The organism is Cohnella sp., assembly GCF_041640265.1.
Classification (GTDB): Bacteria; Bacillota; Bacilli; order Paenibacillales; family Paenibacillaceae; genus Cohnella.
Window position 1 is genome coordinate 1 of the sequence record NZ_JBEQAP010000030.1, and the last position, 17,647, is coordinate 17,647.

Here is a 17,647-nt window from a genome sequence, read left to right on the forward strand (position 1 = left end):
TTCGATGACACCCCAAACCTATGTGTATGGAGTAGATGCGGCAAACCCACTTCTATAAAGGTGCATGGAAGATGTTGATGGTAAGAAGCCCCGACTTCAACTTAACAAGTAAGTGGGGGAGGTTCACCCTCATCATGATCATTTCCCTTAATTCCATAATTGATCTAGCTTGTCTACACCACCGGTAAGCATTGATTTCTTCTTGGTTCCTTCAATTTTATATCCAATCCTCAAATCTTATGTTCTATACTCATTCCTTCAAACCCTCTTTTTAGAATAATATAGGAAAAACCCTCTTGTGTATGTGTGGAAATGATCTTCCACCAGATAAATTGTACAAGGATATTGACAGACTCATGAAAAATTAATATGATAATCCCCATTGATAATGATTATCATTACTAGTTCACTTGGAGGTTAGTCATCATGTATTTCAATTTTATTTTCTCCCAAAGGTCTGGGCACAGACAGCGTATATCCCTGCTTATGGCAGCAGCGCTGCTGCTAATTGGTTTAACCGCAGGCTGCGGTTCCCGTTCTACTAATAGTGAAGCGGTGGACTCAAGTGCTGCCGCACCTTCGAATACTCCATCCCAAGTATCGGCTTCTGACCGACCGCAGGAGCGCATCGTCGAGCATGACGCAGGAACAACAACGATTACAGGCACTCCTCAGAAAATTGCCGTGCTGGATTACCGGCTCGCAGACTCTTTGCTAGCGCTGGGCATAGTTCCTTATGCGATGAATACGTATATGGGTGAGACAAACCTGCCTTACATCGACGGCAATCCATTGGCTAAGTCCATCCCGCTTGGGGATTCAACGAATCTTGAAGCTTTGCTAGAGACTCAACCTGAACTGATCATCGGGCGGGATGAGAAAATTTATAGCGACTTACAGAAAATCGCTCCCACCGTTATTATTAAAGTTCCGGATGACTGGCGAGAATCGTTTCGCGAAGTTGCCGCCATTGTGCAACGGGAAAAGGAAGCGGAGTTATGGCTTGCTAATTACGACCAGAGAGCAGTGGATACTCGCAAGGAAATTTCACAATATGTGAAGGCCGGTGAGACCTTTATGTATTTGCGCGTCATGCCTAAAGAAATTCGCCTGCACGGCACAACGTTAACCTTGGGTGCAACCTTATTCCAAGATCTACAACTGACGCCCGTACCGGGGCTGGAGGGCATTGCAAAATTCGAGGTGATATCGCTTGAAAAGCTGCCCGATTACAATCCCGATCATATCTTTCTCGAAGTCGGCGCTCCTTCCGTGGACAGTGATAAAGCGGCCTTGTCCAATCTGAGCTCCATATCCGAAACATCGCTGTGGAAGGATCTCAAAGCGGTGAAAAACGGCCACGTCTATACGATGCCGCAGTGGGTAATTAGCGATTACCCTCATATAAAGAGCAAATCGCTTGAACTCATTCTTGAGGCGTTAAAAAATTAGCGAAAGTTTGGATGAAAAGAGAGACCAGAGCATCGCTCTGGTCTCTCTTTTCATGCCCTATGTTCTTGTGAATCCACAATCAGCGCTTTATACGCTTCCCGTTCTTGTACACTTAACCGCGGACAGGTATAACAATACTTATGTCCGTTGTCCTCCGGATCATCTGTTCGGTAAGCAAGACAGCAAGCCGCTTTGATATAGGTTTGACATCCCGGTTTGAATGGATTTTCCACGGTTCGGAGCTTCATGTCAAACGGATTCTTCTTGCGTCCGAACACATCTGCATCCAAACTGTGGGTCAGGAAGCGGAAATCGCTGCTTATTCGCCTTTTAAGAGAATCATCTGAAGCATCGATAAGCCAAGAATCAACCTGGCGGTACATTTCGGTTACGATTTGTCCCCACAGTTGACCGGCATTAATGCTCGCGGAGCTAGACAATGCTTCGATAAGCGGTCTAACGTTATCTCTGTACAAGGTTTCGAGAACTGATTTTCGCCATTCCTCCCGTTCATATCCATCCAACCTCATTATACGAGGCTCCCCGATTTTGAACGAGAAGTGATAATACCGATCATTAGGGTACAATTGAACGGTTACATTGGCGAGCGAAAGATCCAGCACATGATCATAGTGGGACACCATATACTGCATGGCGATGCATATGGAACCATACCATCCGCTAAAGTACGTTGCCGCAACTTCAACTCCCCTTGCCCGGATCAGCGGAGCATAAGCTTGCAGCAGCCGATCCGCATGTTCTCTTACTAATAATTGCTCGGCGGGGATCGAAACGATTACGCCATTCCGATCTTCCGCACGGATATCAAACCGTTCTTCCAGTTCCGACAAATCCAACGCCTGCATTAAGCACCACCCATTCTACTTAACCAATTGCGCCACAATATCGTCTAAAACCTTGGCATTTCCGATCGGACCGTCGGACTGAACCCATAGATTGCCGTCGACCACGAAAACATGATCGTTTTTGACCGCGTTCAGCCCTTTCCAAATCGCGCTCTGCTTCAATTCTTCGAGCTTTTTGTCCGCACCGGCTGCCTCCCCTTCATACAGTTCCAAGAAAATGTAGTCGGGATTGATTTCAGGCAAAATCTCAACGGACATTTCATTTATCCAGTCCTCACCGGATTTCAGTTTTTCCGGGAGATTCAAACCCAAATCGCGGTAAAAGATCCGTGATAGGTTCGTACTCTCTTCGCCGCCAAAACCTAAAAAGAAGTATTGTTTCTCTGAAATCCGGAAATACATGACTGTTTTGTTCCCAAGCGCTTGCGTGAGTTTTTCTTTGGCTTGAGCGGCTTTCAGATGATATTCGTCCATAATCTTCTGGGCTTCGGCTTCTTTTCCGAAAAAAGCGCCAAGCTTGGGAAGAACTTTGGTCCAATCCTCAAACTCAAAACTAAGGGTTGGGGCAATTTTACTCATTTGCTCATATCCTTTATCATCGAACGAACCCACGATCAAGTCCGGTTCCACCCCCACAACCTCTTCCAAATTCATCGCGAGGCCCGCACCTTCCAGCTTCTTTATCCCTTTGCTTGTCAGCATCTCATCCAGGTAAGGCGTAAAGCCGTTCCACGCAGGCGCAACCGCATACGGCGTGATTCCGAGCGCAAGCAGATCTTCTGCGAAACGCGGGAAGTTGACCACTATCTTCTTTGGATCCGCCGGCACTTTCGTTTCGCCGAATTGATGCTTCACGACCCGTTCAGCCGCAGTTTCCGGGGAAGTATTCCCTTCGGTCGCATGATTTTCAGCGTTTGCTGCGGTTGCTTGTGTTTCTACTCCGGATCCGCAAGCCGTTAGCAAAATTGTCAATATCAAAACACTCGCCAATACCAAATACCCTCTTCTGATTTGTTTCACAGACACATTCCCCTTTGTGATGATATCGATTCTCATTATCATTGATAATATTATCGATTTCACTCGTTGCCGTCCATGGATGATTTTTATTTCTGTTGGTGGATTATTTTACGATGATTGTGTCAGGAGCTTTACGGCTTCATCTAGCTGAGCGTCAATCGAGAGTGGATCGTACATCCCCCAAAGTTCATTGCGGATAAAGTGCACTTGATTGTTCCTGACGGCGCGCAAATCCCTCCATAAAGGAGTCTTACGGATTCCGTCAAAATGTTCTTTCGAAACTGCATCGTCATAGACCATAATCAATATCCTATCTGCAGCATGCTCGGCAAGTGTTTCTAATGAAATAAGCGACGAATTAAAAATAGTGCCCATTTTACCCGTTTCCATTTCTTTTTTCACGGATAGTGGCGGGTTCAACTTCAGAGAACGATAAAACACATGACCGATATTGCGCGCACCAAAAACGCTAAGCTCCCGTTGATAGACCCGATAAATCGCCACCGTCTCTTCTGCAACGATGTTCTCTTTTATTTTGCCTCTCGCCCGTTCCACTTTCTCTTCATGCTTGATCATCCAATCTTCCGAATCCTTCTCTTTTCCCAGTATTCTGGATATCATTCGGAATTGTTCTTGCCAATCCATGCTCATCCAGGGAATGACGATGGTCGGGGCAATTTTTTTAAGCTGTTCCCTTGCCTTCTCATCAAGCAAATCATGGCAGATGATCGCATCCGGTTTTGCCGCCAGCAGTTCCTTCGTGTAGGATGCTTCAAGTTCAACTTCATCCAAATCAGACACATAAGGAACTGTACTGAGCGCGCGCAAATGATTCGTGTACGGACAGGACAAAGAAACGATCTTGTCGAGACCGCGCTTTATGAAAGCCATTGGTGAAAGGCCAACCCTTTGTTTGAACCTCCGGCTGAAATAATGCTCATCTTTGAAACCGATACTCATGGCGACCCTTTTCAACTGTTCGTTCGGATGAAAAACCAGTTCTTTAGCACGTTTGATTCGCAGATCGGTCAAGTATTCGATAGGACTTTTGCCCACTTCTCTCTTAAACAGATAGGAATAGTACGCCGGGCTGAGTCCGGCGATGTCGGCCAACCTGGCAAGTGTGATCGTGTCTTTAGGATAGGTTTGTGCCATAAATTCGATTGTGCGATCGATTGCCTTCCTGGTGTCCGCTTTCCTCTGCACACTGTTCCCACTACTCAAAATTCGGTAAAGAAGCTCGCGGAACGTAATATCATTTTTAAATATATCCAGTTCTTCTTCATGATAACGGTTCATATACAGGGTTTCCGCCAGTTGGAGCAAAGCAAGATGAGAACCGGTGTAAAGGTCCATTTGGTAAGGAAACGGAAGGCGGTCTTCATGGCTTCGATGATGTGCCCTCGGCTGTCGCAAAGTAGCAATTACATCAAAGTCGATTTGATAACATTGCAGTTGCTGATCGGTATCGGGTTCGGCATACACGACTGCTGTCGGTGTGCATACGGCTAGGAAGCATTGGCTCCTGCTTACCCGATAGCGGACTCCGTCCATATCAACCTGACCCTTGCCTCCGGCAATCAATAACAGCTTATAGGATGCCGGGAAATCCCGCTTCATCTTCCAACCCGAGTCCAAACGGATAAATTCTATATCCACAAGCTTAAACAGCATGGAATTCAGTACGGTAAGCGCGTTGTTATGATTTTCCATTCATGGTTCTCCTCTCTACCCATGACGAAACACGGGTGATTTCACGCTTTTTCTTGTGACCTGACGTCCGGCTGCTGCGTGCAGCCAATTCGCTTACCGCGAGCCGTTGTTCCGTCCTTTTTTGCTACGAGATATCGCGAACAATCAGAATCGCTCCGGTGATTTCATCGTTGCCATCCCGAATCGGTCTGCTGCTCAACCAGCTTATTGTTAGGATATAACCCCATATTTTTCGCTGATTGATTGGCATAATAGGCTGTTCCGTTCCGTTCGAATAAAACGACGCCTTCTTCCATATGTTCCAGAACGATCTCCATGATCAAATCCTTTGTAAGTCATCAATAATAGTTTCATTTTATTAATAGTGAGAATCATTGTCAATTAGGGGGGCCGGATATCAGACAATAAGACCGGATGCTTCGCTCCGGCCTCTTCTCCATTGCCATTCATTAATATACGAACGTCATTTCCGAGCCGCACTATGTCTCATCAAGGCAATATAATAGGGTGTGCCCGACCAATGCCAATACTGCGGGATTTAAGCCGCTTCGTTTGGATACGGCATAAACAATTGACGCGCGATGATGTGATGATCAGGAACGTCCTGGGGTGCAACCACCGCTTCGATCACGGTTCGAATGTCGACGCTGGCAATTCCCTGGGTGATATTCAATAAGAGCATGGCGACAAGCAGGAGCAGCCCACCGCCAAACACCAGCCAATAACGTACCGAAAAGGAAAAACGGCCGGAACTGAGGACAGTTCCGCCGTTCATTAATTCCGATCTCATTTGCTAAGTACGGAGACGATACGCTCCGTTAACGTTTCGGCGGACAGCGGCCCGCCAAACGGCCATGTATCGCCGCCGAGGGCAAAGATGCGGTTTTCCTTCACGAAGGTCAAGCTTTTCCAAACCGTATTATCCTTCATGTGAAGGGCAATGACATCGTCATCCGATTGAATGATCGTGAGCAAGCTGGCGTCTTGTACCTTCGGAAGCGACTCGATGGTAGTTTCCGACATACCGTACATTTCAAGCTTGTCCGATTTCCAGTTGTTTGTCATCCCGAGTTTGGACAAGATTTGGACCGGGATCGAGTTGTCGGTAAACAGGCGGAAGCTGGCCGCGTTTTGCACCGTAAATGCCTGCGTCAGAACATAATTCGTTCCCGCTTTATTGGAAGCCGCCAACTGTTCCTTCGCTTTGGCGTAAACTTCGTTCAGGTTGTCGAGCACTTGTTGCCCTTCGTCTTTTTTGTCCAACACCTCGGCAATCGTCAAAAACGTTTCTTCCATTTCTTTATAGGGATCTTGCGCCGCTTGCTCCGAGTACGGGTTGAAAATGAGCGTCGGCGCAATAGCGTTCAGTTGATCGACGATTTTCTCGTGGCGGTACTGTATACCGATGATCAGATCCGGTTTCAAAGCTGCGATTTGCTCCAGATTCGGTTCAAAGCGGGTACCTACTTCCTGCACGTCGGGTCCAAGATCAACTTTCACCTTTACCCATCTATTGTAGTTTTCAATTTCAGCGACACCGACCGGCTGGACGCCGACCGCCAACACATCCTCAACATACACCCAATCCAGAGCGACGATCCGTTTCGGAACGCCTTTGATCTCAACGTCGCCCAAAACGTCTTTGACCGTTTTCACTTCCGGAGAAGCTTCAGGCGATGGGCTTGGAGAAGCGCTGGCAGCCGCGCTTGGGGAAGCATTCGATTGCGAAGGAGATGAAGATTCCGATGACGAGCTCCCATTGCTGCCGCAAGCAGCGAGAATAAATAAGAATAAAGTCAAAATAAATGCAACATTACGTGATCGAAACAGCATGATGAACCCTCCGTATTTGTAATCCTTTATTTTTAATATTCTTGAAAGACAGTCAACCGCTCGCCTGCCGGCGTCCGCTTCTTCGGCCGAGGAACCTTGTCTTCATCGAAATAACCAAGATGCAAAGTGCCGACAACTCTCTCTCCCGGTTTCACCCCGGCCACTTGAAGAAACTTCGGATCCCAATTGTAGTAGTTCGTCTTCCAGACGACGCCGATTTTCCGCTCCCAGGCCAAGAGCTGCAGATTTTGAATCAACGCCGCTGCCGCCGAGAACGCATCCTCGAACTGCTTTTGAAGCGGATCGGCTTCAATCACGACCACCAGATGAGCCTGCGCGAGATGGACGTAATATTGCCTCATCCTTTCGCCCCACTGATCGAGCTCTTCCTTGGAATACGTCTGCAAGACGGCCTCGGCAAACGTTATTCGCCCTTCTCCCATGAACAAAATAAACCGCCAAGGCTCCTTTGCGGAATGGAAAGGCGCCCACACCGCGTCGCCCAGCAGCTCGTTTACCGTCTCCAGGCTCATCGGCTCCCCATTTAAATCCCGGATCGTCCTCCGTTCCCGGATCGTGCTTGCAATTCCTGTTGTTTTCATTGACGAAAAATCGCAACCTCCCCTTTGATAATGATTATTCTTCTCACTCAAATGGAATTATAGGTGATTATCTGGTCGATGAACATGGAGGATTCGAATTTATTCCATGGATTATTTGTTATCTCATTCTCAATTGCAAAGCATCCTTACCGCCTGCTCCAGCAACAGTTCTTGAGCCGAAGCAGAATACTCCAGCCAAGGATCTGCATTGATATAATGAAGTTGTTTTTTCCTCACAGCCGGTATATGGTTCCACTCCTTGCTGCGTGTCAATGCCTCTAATAACGGGTGCGAACGTTCGCTTGTTTCCGTCACGATGAACAAACGATCCGGCCTACAATCTGCCAATTGAGCAGTTGTCACAAGTATTTGATTCGCATTTCGCGGAATTTCGTTCACCGCCTCCACCGGTTTTAATTTCAGATCGTTATAGATGACATTCCCTATGTTCCTTCTGGCATAAATGCTATATTCATGATCGTAAATCCTTACGATCATGACCTTCTCATCGGGATTTACCCTTTCCTTTACTTTGATCGATGCTTGTTCCGCTTTCTCATCATAGCGGGCAAGCCAAGCTTTGGCCGTCTTTTCTTTGCCGATTATTTCGGCAATTTGCATAAAATGCGCCCTCCAATCATTGCCCATCCAGGGAATCACAATCGTAGGAGCAACTTTCCTAAACCGTTCCAACTGTTCCTCATCTTCATCTGCGCAAATGATGAGATCAACCTTTGTATCCATTAGGGATTGAATAACGGCTTGCATACCTTGCTCCGGGCTGCAGGACACTTGCTTGCCCTCAATGTGGAATTGATAATCATATTTCATTGAAACGAAAGGCGTTGAATACAAGGCACGGAAATGGCCGTTAAAGTGGCCTACAAGATTAGCGATCCTGATTCGGTTCTTTTTAATATAAACAGTAGGAGACAGGCCGACCGTCTTCTTGAACATCCGGCTGAAATAAAACGGGTCTTTGTATCCGACGCTTTCAGCAACTCCTTGTAATTTGTCGCTCGTCGCAACCAGCAGCTCTTTCGCCTTTTCGATGCGAATATCGTTCAGGTAGTCGATCGGACTCATTCCCGTTTCTCTCTTGAAGGCTTGCGCGAAATAACCCGGGCTCAAATCCGCGATGCCGGCCAATTTATCCCTGGACATGTCCTTATGGTAATGCAAATGGATATAGTCAACGGCCCGGCGAATCCTGCTCTTCGTGTCTTTTGTCTCTTGTTCTTCATTGCAGCTCTGTTGATACAGAAAAAACAACAATTCATAAAAAACGATCTGTAGCCTGAGTTTTTGTAAAATGTGATCCTTGCCTTCTTTCCAGTGCTTGTAAAGGTTTTCGATAAGGTTTAGCAGTTTGGCCGGTTGATCGATGGCAAGCTCGCCTTTTAAGGTCACAGCTTCATGAGTTTCATCCCTGTCGATCTGCTCAAAGCGGATTTGATAGAGTTGGATCGGCAGATCGTCTCTGCTCTCCGCCTCAATCAGCATACCGGGGTGCAGCAGAAAGCACTTGTTTTGATCAAGGGAGTGTGTCATACCGTCAATGAACAGCATCCCCCGGCCGCTTCCAACAAAAAGCAACATATAGGTTGAAACGAATAGCGGTTTCCAGGCGCCTTCCAGCGTAATCTGATCGATGTCGAGCAAATCGAACAAACAGCGACCGGTTGATGGAATCGTTTTATCCTTCATAGAAAACCCTCCGAGTACTCCATTCATTTGCAATAATCCCGAGAAATTGCTTTCGTCTTAATTCAGCATGCTTAGGAAAAAAACAAAGAAGCAAACCGTCACTTTTGTTCGGATTGCCTCTTCAACTCTCTCGTGAACGATCCTCCTAATCCGTTTTGCTCTCCGGCAACCTTCTGCCTATGGGTCGAGTTAAAAGTTCGATCAAAGATTTAGGATGTTCCGACGATTTGTCCCCATCCTTCTCATCAAGACTATCCATTAACTCCACTGTGTTCTCATCTTGCTCTTGAATAGATTGATAGATTTTATACAATAGTCCCATTGGTATTGTCCTCCTTGCGCTGAGCGAGATGCCGGACAAACTGTTTGCCGAACTGTTTGCACTCTTCTTTTTCCTGCGAATTCGGCGCCAATTCGAATTTCAACCCTGGAACAATGATCTCCGCTCCCAACTGCTTCAGCTTATCGATCAGGGTATCCACCGCCGCGCCATATTCGGAATAATTGGAGTCGCAGGAGCCGAATACCGCCGCTTGTTTCCCCGCCAACTGAAGATCGTCCATTTCGTCGTAGAAATCCAAAAACTCATCGGGCAAATCTCCGTCTCCCCAAGTATAGGCGCCTAACAGGATACCGTCGTATTTTTGCAACTCAAAGGCATTGGCGTCCATAACTGATTTGCTAACCAGTTCACCGCCTTCTTCTCGAATACCTTCGGCAATCGCTTCTGCCATTTCCTCCGTATTCCCCGTCATGCTTGCAAAGATCATAATGATGTTTGCCATCGGTAAACCTCCTCTTCAATATTGTTCTGTAAATTCCGTATCAACCAGGATTTTCCCGCGCTTATTCTCTGGGATAAATCATTCTGTCGAGCTGGACAATCGCATCAAATTGTTGTTCCGTCAGCAAGTTTATTTTCAATGCCGCTTCTTTTAGCGTTAAGCCATCTTGATGGGCCAATTTCGCAATCGCTGCCGCATTATCATAGCCGATATGAGGGTTCAACGCCGTGACAAGCATAAGCGATCTCTCGACATTTCGCTTGATCACTACATTATTCGGTTCAATACCGACCGCACAATGATCGTTGAAGGAAATCATCCCATCGGCAAGCAGTCTTGTCGATTGAAGAAAATTGTAAATGATGACGGGTTTGAATACATTTAGCTGAAAATTCCCCTGGCTGGCGGCAAAACCGATCGTTGCATCGTTTCCCATTACCTGACAAGCGATCATCGTTAACGCTTCACTTTGCGTAGGATTTACTTTGCCCGGCATGATGGAGCTTCCCGGCCCGCTTTCCAGAATCGTGATTTCGCCGATCCCGGAACGTGGGCCGCTTGCAAGCCATCTGACATCATTAGCGATTTTCGTCAGATCGGCTGCAAGCGCCTTTAAAGCCCCATGAACATAAACCAGTTCGTCATGGCTGGTTAAAGCATGGAACTTATTCGACGCGGAGACAAAAGATTTTTCTCGAACAGCATGGGCGGCGGAACGAGGACGTTGCTTGGGGACAGTTCAAGAAGCAAATTTTGCGTAACGATTGATTTTACCCGATGAAAATGATGATTGGATTCAAATCGGCGAACTTTATTCGTCCAATACCGGTCAACGAACTCAACTACTATCCGCGGAGTACGACTCTCCACCGGGAGCGAATAGTATTCATGGATTGCATGATTCACCGCATATTGAACGAGCTGTCTCCAATTCAGATGATCCGTGCTTTGGCGGAGTATGTACTTGTTGTAATATTTATGCGGACATCTCAAATATTCCTCTAGCTGATAATCGGCGATGCCGGGCACAAGAGTTTCTGAATGCATTACTGAAACACAACCTTTTTAATTCCCCAATTTAAGGTAGCTACATACATACAGTCTCCGGAACCATTCATATCGGTTACCGGAAATCCGGTGAGTATGGATCGCAATATCAATCGAGACCCCATCTTCTGAAGCAGGTACAATCCCCGACTGGTGCAAACGTATACGCCGGTTTCCGTTGACTTAAGCGAGTAAATGGCCAAGCCCTCGAAGCCGATTTTAGTGAATCCGCCTTTTTTATCCCCTTGAACTAGTTCTCCTTCCTTGGTCACACCGAGCAAGTGGCCGTGATACACCGCCAAGCTTGTGATTGCAATTCCGATTGGGAATTCCGCCCCTGAATCGGTATAACGGTCATAGAGAGATATTCCCTGTCTAGAACCGAGTATGTAAAACTGAGGTGTAAGAAGCAGGTCATAAATGGCCGTGTTTGGATAAGCTACATTCTCCCAACGTGTCCCGATTTTGCACCATAATCCGTACTCTGTAGCTGCAGCGAAAAATACGCCTTGTTTCACGACTTGATAGCATGGAATTGTTATATCCGTTGGGTACCAACAATTCGCTTCATGGTAAAATAAACCTTTGTTCGAGCAGACGTAGACCGACCCGTCAATCACCTGAAGCCGGTTTACAACGACTCCGTCCGGAAGCCCGCGATCTGCTTGCGACCAATTACCGTCATGGTGTTTACGGAATATACCTTTACCGAACGCAGCAGCGAACATCCCATCTTTGCTGGCGCTGACTGATAAAACATCTGGCGACGGACAATCGGTTTCATCAGATACAAGCATAAATGGAGTAACCATACTGCAACATCCTTTAAGATTATTTTGAACATTACGCTTATCATACTAAATGATAATGATTATCATTGTCAACTTTGGAAAATAAAAAAGACGATGTTCTTGGCTCAATACTCCTTTTGCCGAGAACATAGTCCTGACCGTTTCTATTGCCGATTTTGGAGAAGAACACGTTAGTTTAACTGTTTTACCTCTATTGTCCTTGTCGTCTTGGGCTGCAAGATGACGGTATCGTATATACTTTTGCTTCGATTGATTCGGGTCTCGTTCCATTCTGCCGATAAATCTTCCTGAAGAGGACAATTAAAAATAGACTTCAGTCCGTTCCCGTATCTTATGATCATACTTGCATTGTCGTTTATCCTGTTTTCCAAGTCATTGACAATCTCAAGCTTGTTGCTTACAAGCGAAGCAATTAAGACATGTGTCATCTCGTTGACAATAGATAATCCCTTCACACTGGTGCTGGAGAATTGAACTTTAGATCCAAGACCGGATTTCTCAACTACTTTTCTTCCAAGGTCAACAGCTTCAACATCAACATCCAGACAGAGCACGTCCGCGCCTGCTTCTTTCGCAATCGTCAAAGCCGATAACGGGAAGGCTCCTGACCCGATGAAAAGAACCTTTGAATGTTTGTCTATATGAAACTGCACTAGTTCCTCTTTGACGGAGTTCGATAGGATGGAAATATAGTCGCTGATATTCAACTTCTTGTTTAACATAGAAATCGACTGATACTTCTCAACATCGCATAATGCTTGAGAGGATGTTCCCCTTAATTGTTCGCTATGTACTTTATTTCCTCGTGATTTCCCCATATGTGCCATAGTTTTTCATTTTCATCGCTGATCATAAACTTGCAAAGATGATCCAATTTACTTTGGAGCAGTTCAAAACAATCACAACATACCTTCGAATAAAAGGATAATTCTTTAATCTCATATTCGAGCGATTTTAATGAGAGTAAAAAGGAATACTTGTTCTTCACATGAATTCCCTCCGTTTCAGTCTGCAGCTACAGTCTGGCAAGTAGATCCAGCACTTTTTAAGATTATGATCAGCCGATCGTTGTTATGTAAGTATGAAAATCCAACAGAAAATAGCTGTTGACAATATAAATCGAAAAAATTATAGTGAAAGGTGATATTGATAATCATTATCATTAATTTTTCGCAACTTAATATCAACTAATGGAGGTGAAATAATGGTTCGTCTACATACAAATGCCCTAAGCATTAGCTATGGTGAACACTTCATTGTAAAAGATCTCAGTGTGGAAATTCCGGATAAAAAAATCACAACGATTATTGGCCCTAATGGCTGCGGGAAATCTACACTGTTGAAAGCGATGACCCGCATTATTGCGCATCAATCTGGAGCTATCATCCTGGATGGCAAAAGTATCTCCAAAGAACACACAAAGACACTCGCCAAAAAAATGGCGATCCTCCCGCAATCGCCGGAAAGCGCCAGCGGATTAACAGTCGGCGAGCTGGTATCCTATGGCCGCTTCCCCTATCAACAAGGCTTCGGACGCTTAACGAAAAAGGATTATGAAGTCATTGACTGGGCGCTTGAAGTGACGGGTACTAAAGAATTCAAATTCCGTCCCGTAGATGCGCTGTCGGGAGGGCAACGCCAACGTGTTTGGCGCGATGGCTCTTGCGCAGGAAACGGAAATGATTTTCCTTGACGAACCGACAACCTATTTAGATATGGCGCATCAGCTGGAAGTCCTTGAACTATTGCAACAACTGAATGCACAACAGGAACGAACGATTGTTATGGTCCTTCATGATGTAAACCAGGCTGCCCGGTTTGCCGACTATATTATCGCTTTGAAAGACGGAGAGATCGTGAAGAGCGGAGATTGCGAAGAAGTAATTAAACGTGACGTGCTCAAAACCGTTTTTCATATTGATGCTGAAATCGGCCGAGATCCTCGAACAAATAAACCGATGTGCATCACATACAATTTATTATTAGGAGAGTTAACAAATGAAAAAGCTTTGGATCCCCTTCGTACTTTTGCTCTTGCTAGTTCTTAGCGCTTGTGGCAGCCAATCTAAAAATGCAGAGAACGGCACAGCTGCAGAAGAGAAAACAGGAACGATTACATACCAATCCGAAAATGGACCTATAGAAGTTCCTGCAAACCCGCAGCGCGTCGTGTTGCTTACTTCTACATTCGCAGGGAACGTGCTCTCTTTGGATGTTCCTATGGTCGGTGTCGACAAATGGGCCATGAACAACCCGCGTTTTCAAGAGAAATTAAAAGGAGTTCAAGAAATTACCGAAGAAAGCCTGGAGCAAATCATTGAGCTGAAACCGGATTTAATCATTGGGCTATCGACGATTAAGAACTATGACAAATTTAAGGAAATTGCTCCGACCGTAACGTTCACATATGGTAAATTGGATTACATGACACAACAATTGGAAATCGGAAAGCTTTTGAACAAGGAAAAAGAAACACAGGCGTGGATCGATGATTTCAGAAAACGCGCACAAACGGCCGGAGAAGAAATTAGAGCAAAAATCGGAGCAAACGCCACGGTTACGATCTTTGAAAACTTTGACAAACAGCTTTATGTATTCGGCAATAACTGGGGACGCGGCGGAGAAATTCTTTATCAGGAAATGAAATTGGGAATGCCCGAGAAAGTAAAAGAAATGGCTTTAGAACCAGGTTTCTATGCATTATCGGCCGAAGTGCTTCCCGAATATGTCGGAGACTATCTCATCTTTAGCAAATACGATGAAGACCCAGGCCTTTCTTTCTTAGAAACGGATACGTACAACAACATTCCGGCTGTCAAAAATCAACGAGTTTTTGAAGCCAACGCGAAAGAATTCTACTTTAATGATCCATTAACGTTAGAATATCAACTGGAATTTTTTAAAGCAGCGTTTCTTGGCGAGTCGGCGAATACGGGTGGCAATCAACCCAAAACGTTTACCTATCAATCCGAAACCGGCCCCGTCGAAGTTCCTACAAACCCAGAGCGGATCGTTGATCTCTCCAGCGCTCCTAATGTGTTTGCTTTAGGTGGAAATATCGTTGGAGTCGATCAATGGACGAGTATGAATCCCCTTTTCTCAGAGGAATTAAAGGACGTTGAAGTCGTTTCGGATGAGAGCTTGGAGAAAATTATTGAGCTGGAGCCGGACTTGATCATTGCGGCACCCTATATGAAAAATATCGATAAATTAAAAGAAATTGCGCCTACTGTCGTATATACATGGGGGAAATTAGATTATTTAACGCAACATATTGAAATCGGCAAGCTCCTGAACAAAGAAAAGGAAGCAAGAGAATGGGCCGAGGACTTCAAAAAACGCGCACAAGCCGCAGGAGAAATAATACGCGCAAAAATAGGCGAGAATACGACCGTTTCTGTAATCGAAAACGATGATAAGCAGCTTTATGTATTCGGCAATAACTGGGCACGCGGAACCGAAATATTGTATCAAGCCATGGGATTGAAAATGCCTGAAATCGTGAAAGAAAAGGCACTGGGACCAGGCTACCATACACTATCGCTAGAAGTTGTTCCCGAGTTTGCCGGAGATTATATTGTCCTCAGCAAATATTCGGACGGTGATTTATCATTCATGGAAACCGATACGTGGAAAAACATTCCCGCCGTTAAAAACAATCGTGTAATTGAAATAGATTCGAAAGCATCCACTTACAGTGATCCAATCACACTGGATCATTTAATTGAAATTTTCGAGAAAGGTTTTCTTGGCAACTAATGACCCAAAAAATTCAACCTTCCACCCTATTTGTATATAAACTGATTGCAGCAATTGTTCTGTTTATTGGTATGTTTATTGTTGCGATGGTATTTGGAGCAGCTAATATTTCTGTCAAAGATATTTGGTTTGCGCTTTTTTCTAATGCTTCAGATGATAATATTTCGATTATCCGTGAGATTCGTTTGCCTCGTGAAATTGCGGCGATTTTCGTTGGAGCAGCACTAGCAGTTTCCGGAGCAATCATGCAAGGGTTAACGAGAAACCCTCTGGCCGATCCGGGACTGCTGGGATTAACCGCAGGTGCGAATGCGGCACTGGCCGTTATGATCGCCTTTATTCCGGCAGCGAATTATTTCGGGATTATGCTTTCCTGCTTTTTGGGAGCGGCTGCAGGAGCAGCTCTGGTATTCGGAATCGGAGCTGTGAAGAAGGGCGGATTTTCTCCTCTTCGAATTGTATTAGCAGGTGCTGCTATTTCGGCATTCCTGTATGCGATCGCGGAAGGAATCAGTATTTACTTTAAAATCTCCAAGGATGTCTCCATGTGGACCGCGGGCGGATTGATAGGTACAACGTGGGGACAACTTCAAGTCATTGTTCCATTTATTATATTAGGCATTCTTATTTCTCTGTTTCTTTCTAGACAGCTAACCGTCCTGAGTTTAAGTGAAGAAGTTGCAGTCGGATTAGGCCAAAGGATAAATCAAATCAAAGCGATTTTATTTGTGGTCATCATTATGCTAGCCGGCGCGTCTGTAGCACTTATCGGGAATATGGCTTTCATCGGTCTGATCATTCCTCATCTGGTTCGTGCAGTCGTCGGTACGGATTACCGTTTTATCCTGCCTTTGTCTGCGATCGTAGGAGCTACTTTGATGCTGCTTGCCGATACGCTTGGACGGACTATCAATTCCCCGTTTGAAACACCTGTGGTGGCGATTGCGGCCATGATGGGCTTGCCTTTCTTCGTGTGGATCGTACGTAAAGGAGGCCATGCATGGTCATGATTCATCCAGTGATCAGAAGAAAACAGCAATTGATCCTGTGCGCTTTGTTAGCTCTTATAATGATAACGTTCGTCATCGGAGCGGGCTTGGGACACTCCTCTCTCTCTTATGACAGGCTGATTCCAACCCTGCTGGGCCATGGTACGTTTAAAGAGGATTTTGTTCTCTATTCCATACGATTGCCGCGAATGATTATTTGCCTGCTCGCAGGCATGGCGCTTGCTTTATCCGGCGCGATTCTGCAAGGAATAACGAAAAACGATTTAGCGGATCCAGGCATTATAGGCATCAACTCTGGAGCGGGTGTGGCCGTCACGATATTATTCCTGTTTTTCCCCATTGACGCAGGATCGTTCGTATATTTGCTTCCGCTTGCCGCTTTTGTCGGTGCTTTGATAACGGCTTGCCTCATCTATATATTCTCTTATAACCGTATTTCCGGCCTTCAGCCTGTAAAGTTGGTGCTCATTGGGGTCGGTTTCTCCTTGGCGCTTTCCGGGATGATGATTGTGCTGATTTCAGCCGTGGATTATTGGAAAGTGGATTTTATCGCCAAATGGCTGGCAGGGAATATTTGGGGTTCGGACTGGCCTTATATTTGGGCGATTATTCCATGGCTCGCCATTCTGGTTCCATTTACTTTATACAAAGCAAATCGCTTGAATCTTCTTGGATTAAGCGAACCTGTGGCCATCGGCGCTGGCGTATCGGTTGAAAAAGAACGTATAGTATTGCTGGTCACCGCTGTTGCGCTGGCAGCATCTGCCGTATCTGTCATAGGGGGAATTGCATTTATCGGATTAATAGCTCCACATATCGCAAAAGGGTTAGTAGGTCCTAGAAATCAACTGTTTATTCCCGTCGCCATTCTCATTGGCGGATTTTTATTAATGCTTGCGGACACCATCGGACGCAATCTAGTTGATCCCGATGGTATTCCCGCAGGTATTATGGTCGCATTAATCGGTGCGCCATATTTTATTTTTTTATTGTTGAGGAAATCGACCACATAAAACCCTCCTGAAAAACCAAAACATCCCC

Annotated in this window: 17 protein-coding genes and 3 pseudogenes; 6 read left to right on the forward strand and 14 right to left on the reverse strand. The window is 45.6% G+C overall.

Translation table 11 applies throughout. The features are described from left to right. The first annotated feature begins 426 nt into the window (after nucleotides 1-426). Nucleotides 427-1,452, forward strand: a complete 1,026-nt coding sequence (locus tag ACESLK_RS19140; protein ID WP_373231308.1) for an ABC transporter substrate-binding protein — start codon at nucleotides 427-429, stop codon at nucleotides 1,450-1,452. A gap of 50 nt (nucleotides 1,453-1,502) precedes the next feature. Here ACESLK_RS19140 and ACESLK_RS19145 read toward each other — a convergent pair whose 3' ends face one another. The 14 genes and pseudogenes from ACESLK_RS19145 to ACESLK_RS19210 all read right to left on the reverse strand — a co-directional run bounded on the left by ACESLK_RS19145 (nucleotide 1,503) and on the right by ACESLK_RS19210 (nucleotide 12,559). Continuing rightward, nucleotides 1,503-2,318: an IucA/IucC family C-terminal-domain containing protein gene (locus ACESLK_RS19145; RefSeq protein WP_373231310.1), complete on the reverse strand. Its 816-nt coding sequence runs from the start codon at nucleotides 2,316-2,318 to the stop codon at nucleotides 1,503-1,505. 15 nt (nucleotides 2,319-2,333) lie between these two features. Next, entirely contained in the window at nucleotides 2,334-3,338 is a 1,005-nt protein-coding gene (locus ACESLK_RS19150; protein ID WP_373231311.1) for an ABC transporter substrate-binding protein, read from the reverse strand. Nucleotides 3,339-3,446: 108 nt separating this feature from the next. Then, nucleotides 3,447-5,051, reverse strand: coding sequence for a helix-turn-helix domain-containing protein (locus ACESLK_RS19155; RefSeq protein ID WP_373231312.1), 1,605 nt, complete (start codon nucleotides 5,049-5,051; stop codon nucleotides 3,447-3,449). A gap of 164 nt (nucleotides 5,052-5,215) precedes the next feature. Beyond that, complete coding sequence (locus tag ACESLK_RS19160) at nucleotides 5,216-5,368, reverse strand: hypothetical protein (protein ID WP_373231313.1); 153 nt, start codon at nucleotides 5,366-5,368, stop codon at nucleotides 5,216-5,218. Nucleotides 5,369-5,589: 221 nt separating this feature from the next. Beyond that, entirely contained in the window at nucleotides 5,590-5,826 is a 237-nt protein-coding gene (locus ACESLK_RS19165; RefSeq protein WP_373231314.1) for a hypothetical protein, read from the reverse strand. A gap of 11 nt (nucleotides 5,827-5,837) precedes the next feature. After that, nucleotides 5,838-6,884: an ABC transporter substrate-binding protein gene (locus tag ACESLK_RS19170; protein ID WP_373231315.1), complete on the reverse strand. Its 1,047-nt coding sequence runs from the start codon at nucleotides 6,882-6,884 to the stop codon at nucleotides 5,838-5,840. Between the two features lie 32 nt (nucleotides 6,885-6,916). Then, on the reverse strand, nucleotides 6,917-7,486 hold the full coding sequence (locus ACESLK_RS19175; RefSeq protein WP_373231316.1) for a nitroreductase family protein: 570 nt from the start codon (nucleotides 7,484-7,486) through the stop codon (nucleotides 6,917-6,919). 129 nt (nucleotides 7,487-7,615) lie between these two features. Continuing rightward, the gene (locus ACESLK_RS19180; RefSeq protein ID WP_373231317.1) at nucleotides 7,616-9,193 is read right to left on the reverse strand and encodes an AraC family transcriptional regulator; all 1,578 of its coding nucleotides are present in this window, start codon (nucleotides 9,191-9,193) and stop codon (nucleotides 7,616-7,618) included. 145 nt (nucleotides 9,194-9,338) lie between these two features. Next, nucleotides 9,339-9,515, reverse strand: coding sequence for a hypothetical protein (locus tag ACESLK_RS19185; RefSeq protein ID WP_373231318.1), 177 nt, complete (start codon nucleotides 9,513-9,515; stop codon nucleotides 9,339-9,341). Continuing rightward, complete coding sequence (locus ACESLK_RS19190) at nucleotides 9,499-9,978, reverse strand: flavodoxin (protein ID WP_373231319.1); 480 nt, start codon at nucleotides 9,976-9,978, stop codon at nucleotides 9,499-9,501. Before ACESLK_RS19190 ends, ACESLK_RS19185 begins: the two co-directional genes overlap by 17 nt. A gap of 61 nt (nucleotides 9,979-10,039) precedes the next feature. Next, nucleotides 10,040-10,669: pseudogene (locus tag ACESLK_RS19195) on the reverse strand (lyase family protein); the annotation flags it as partial. Then, the gene (locus ACESLK_RS19200; RefSeq protein ID WP_373231320.1) at nucleotides 10,630-11,025 is read right to left on the reverse strand and encodes a hypothetical protein; all 396 of its coding nucleotides are present in this window, start codon (nucleotides 11,023-11,025) and stop codon (nucleotides 10,630-10,632) included. The pseudogene ACESLK_RS19195 and the gene ACESLK_RS19200, both read right to left, overlap by 40 nt. Then, entirely contained in the window at nucleotides 11,025-11,837 is an 813-nt protein-coding gene (locus ACESLK_RS19205; protein WP_373231321.1) for a hypothetical protein, read from the reverse strand. Before ACESLK_RS19205 ends, ACESLK_RS19200 begins: the two co-directional genes overlap by 1 nt. A gap of 170 nt (nucleotides 11,838-12,007) precedes the next feature. Next, on the reverse strand, nucleotides 12,008-12,559 hold the full coding sequence (locus tag ACESLK_RS19210) for a nicotianamine synthase family protein (RefSeq protein ID WP_373231322.1): 552 nt from the start codon (nucleotides 12,557-12,559) through the stop codon (nucleotides 12,008-12,010). A gap of 482 nt (nucleotides 12,560-13,041) precedes the next feature. Here ACESLK_RS19210 and ACESLK_RS19215 point away from each other — a divergent pair. The 5 genes and pseudogenes from ACESLK_RS19215 to ACESLK_RS19235 all read left to right on the forward strand — a co-directional run bounded on the left by ACESLK_RS19215 (nucleotide 13,042) and on the right by ACESLK_RS19235 (nucleotide 17,619). Next, nucleotides 13,042-13,885: pseudogene (locus ACESLK_RS19215) on the forward strand (ABC transporter ATP-binding protein). Continuing rightward, nucleotides 13,836-14,669, forward strand: a pseudogene (locus tag ACESLK_RS19220) (iron-hydroxamate ABC transporter substrate-binding protein); the annotation flags it as partial. The pseudogenes ACESLK_RS19215 and ACESLK_RS19220, both read left to right, overlap by 50 nt. 57 nt (nucleotides 14,670-14,726) lie before the next feature. Beyond that, entirely contained in the window at nucleotides 14,727-15,596 is an 870-nt protein-coding gene (locus tag ACESLK_RS19225; protein ID WP_373231380.1) for an iron-hydroxamate ABC transporter substrate-binding protein, read from the forward strand. Next, the gene (locus tag ACESLK_RS19230) at nucleotides 15,596-16,606 is read left to right on the forward strand and encodes a FecCD family ABC transporter permease (protein WP_373231323.1); all 1,011 of its coding nucleotides are present in this window, start codon (nucleotides 15,596-15,598) and stop codon (nucleotides 16,604-16,606) included. The genes ACESLK_RS19225 and ACESLK_RS19230 overlap by 1 nt, the downstream gene beginning before the upstream one ends. Then, nucleotides 16,603-17,619, forward strand: coding sequence for a FecCD family ABC transporter permease (locus ACESLK_RS19235; RefSeq protein WP_373231324.1), 1,017 nt, complete (start codon nucleotides 16,603-16,605; stop codon nucleotides 17,617-17,619). The genes ACESLK_RS19230 and ACESLK_RS19235 overlap by 4 nt, the downstream gene beginning before the upstream one ends. Nucleotides 17,620-17,647: the final 28 nt, after the last annotated feature.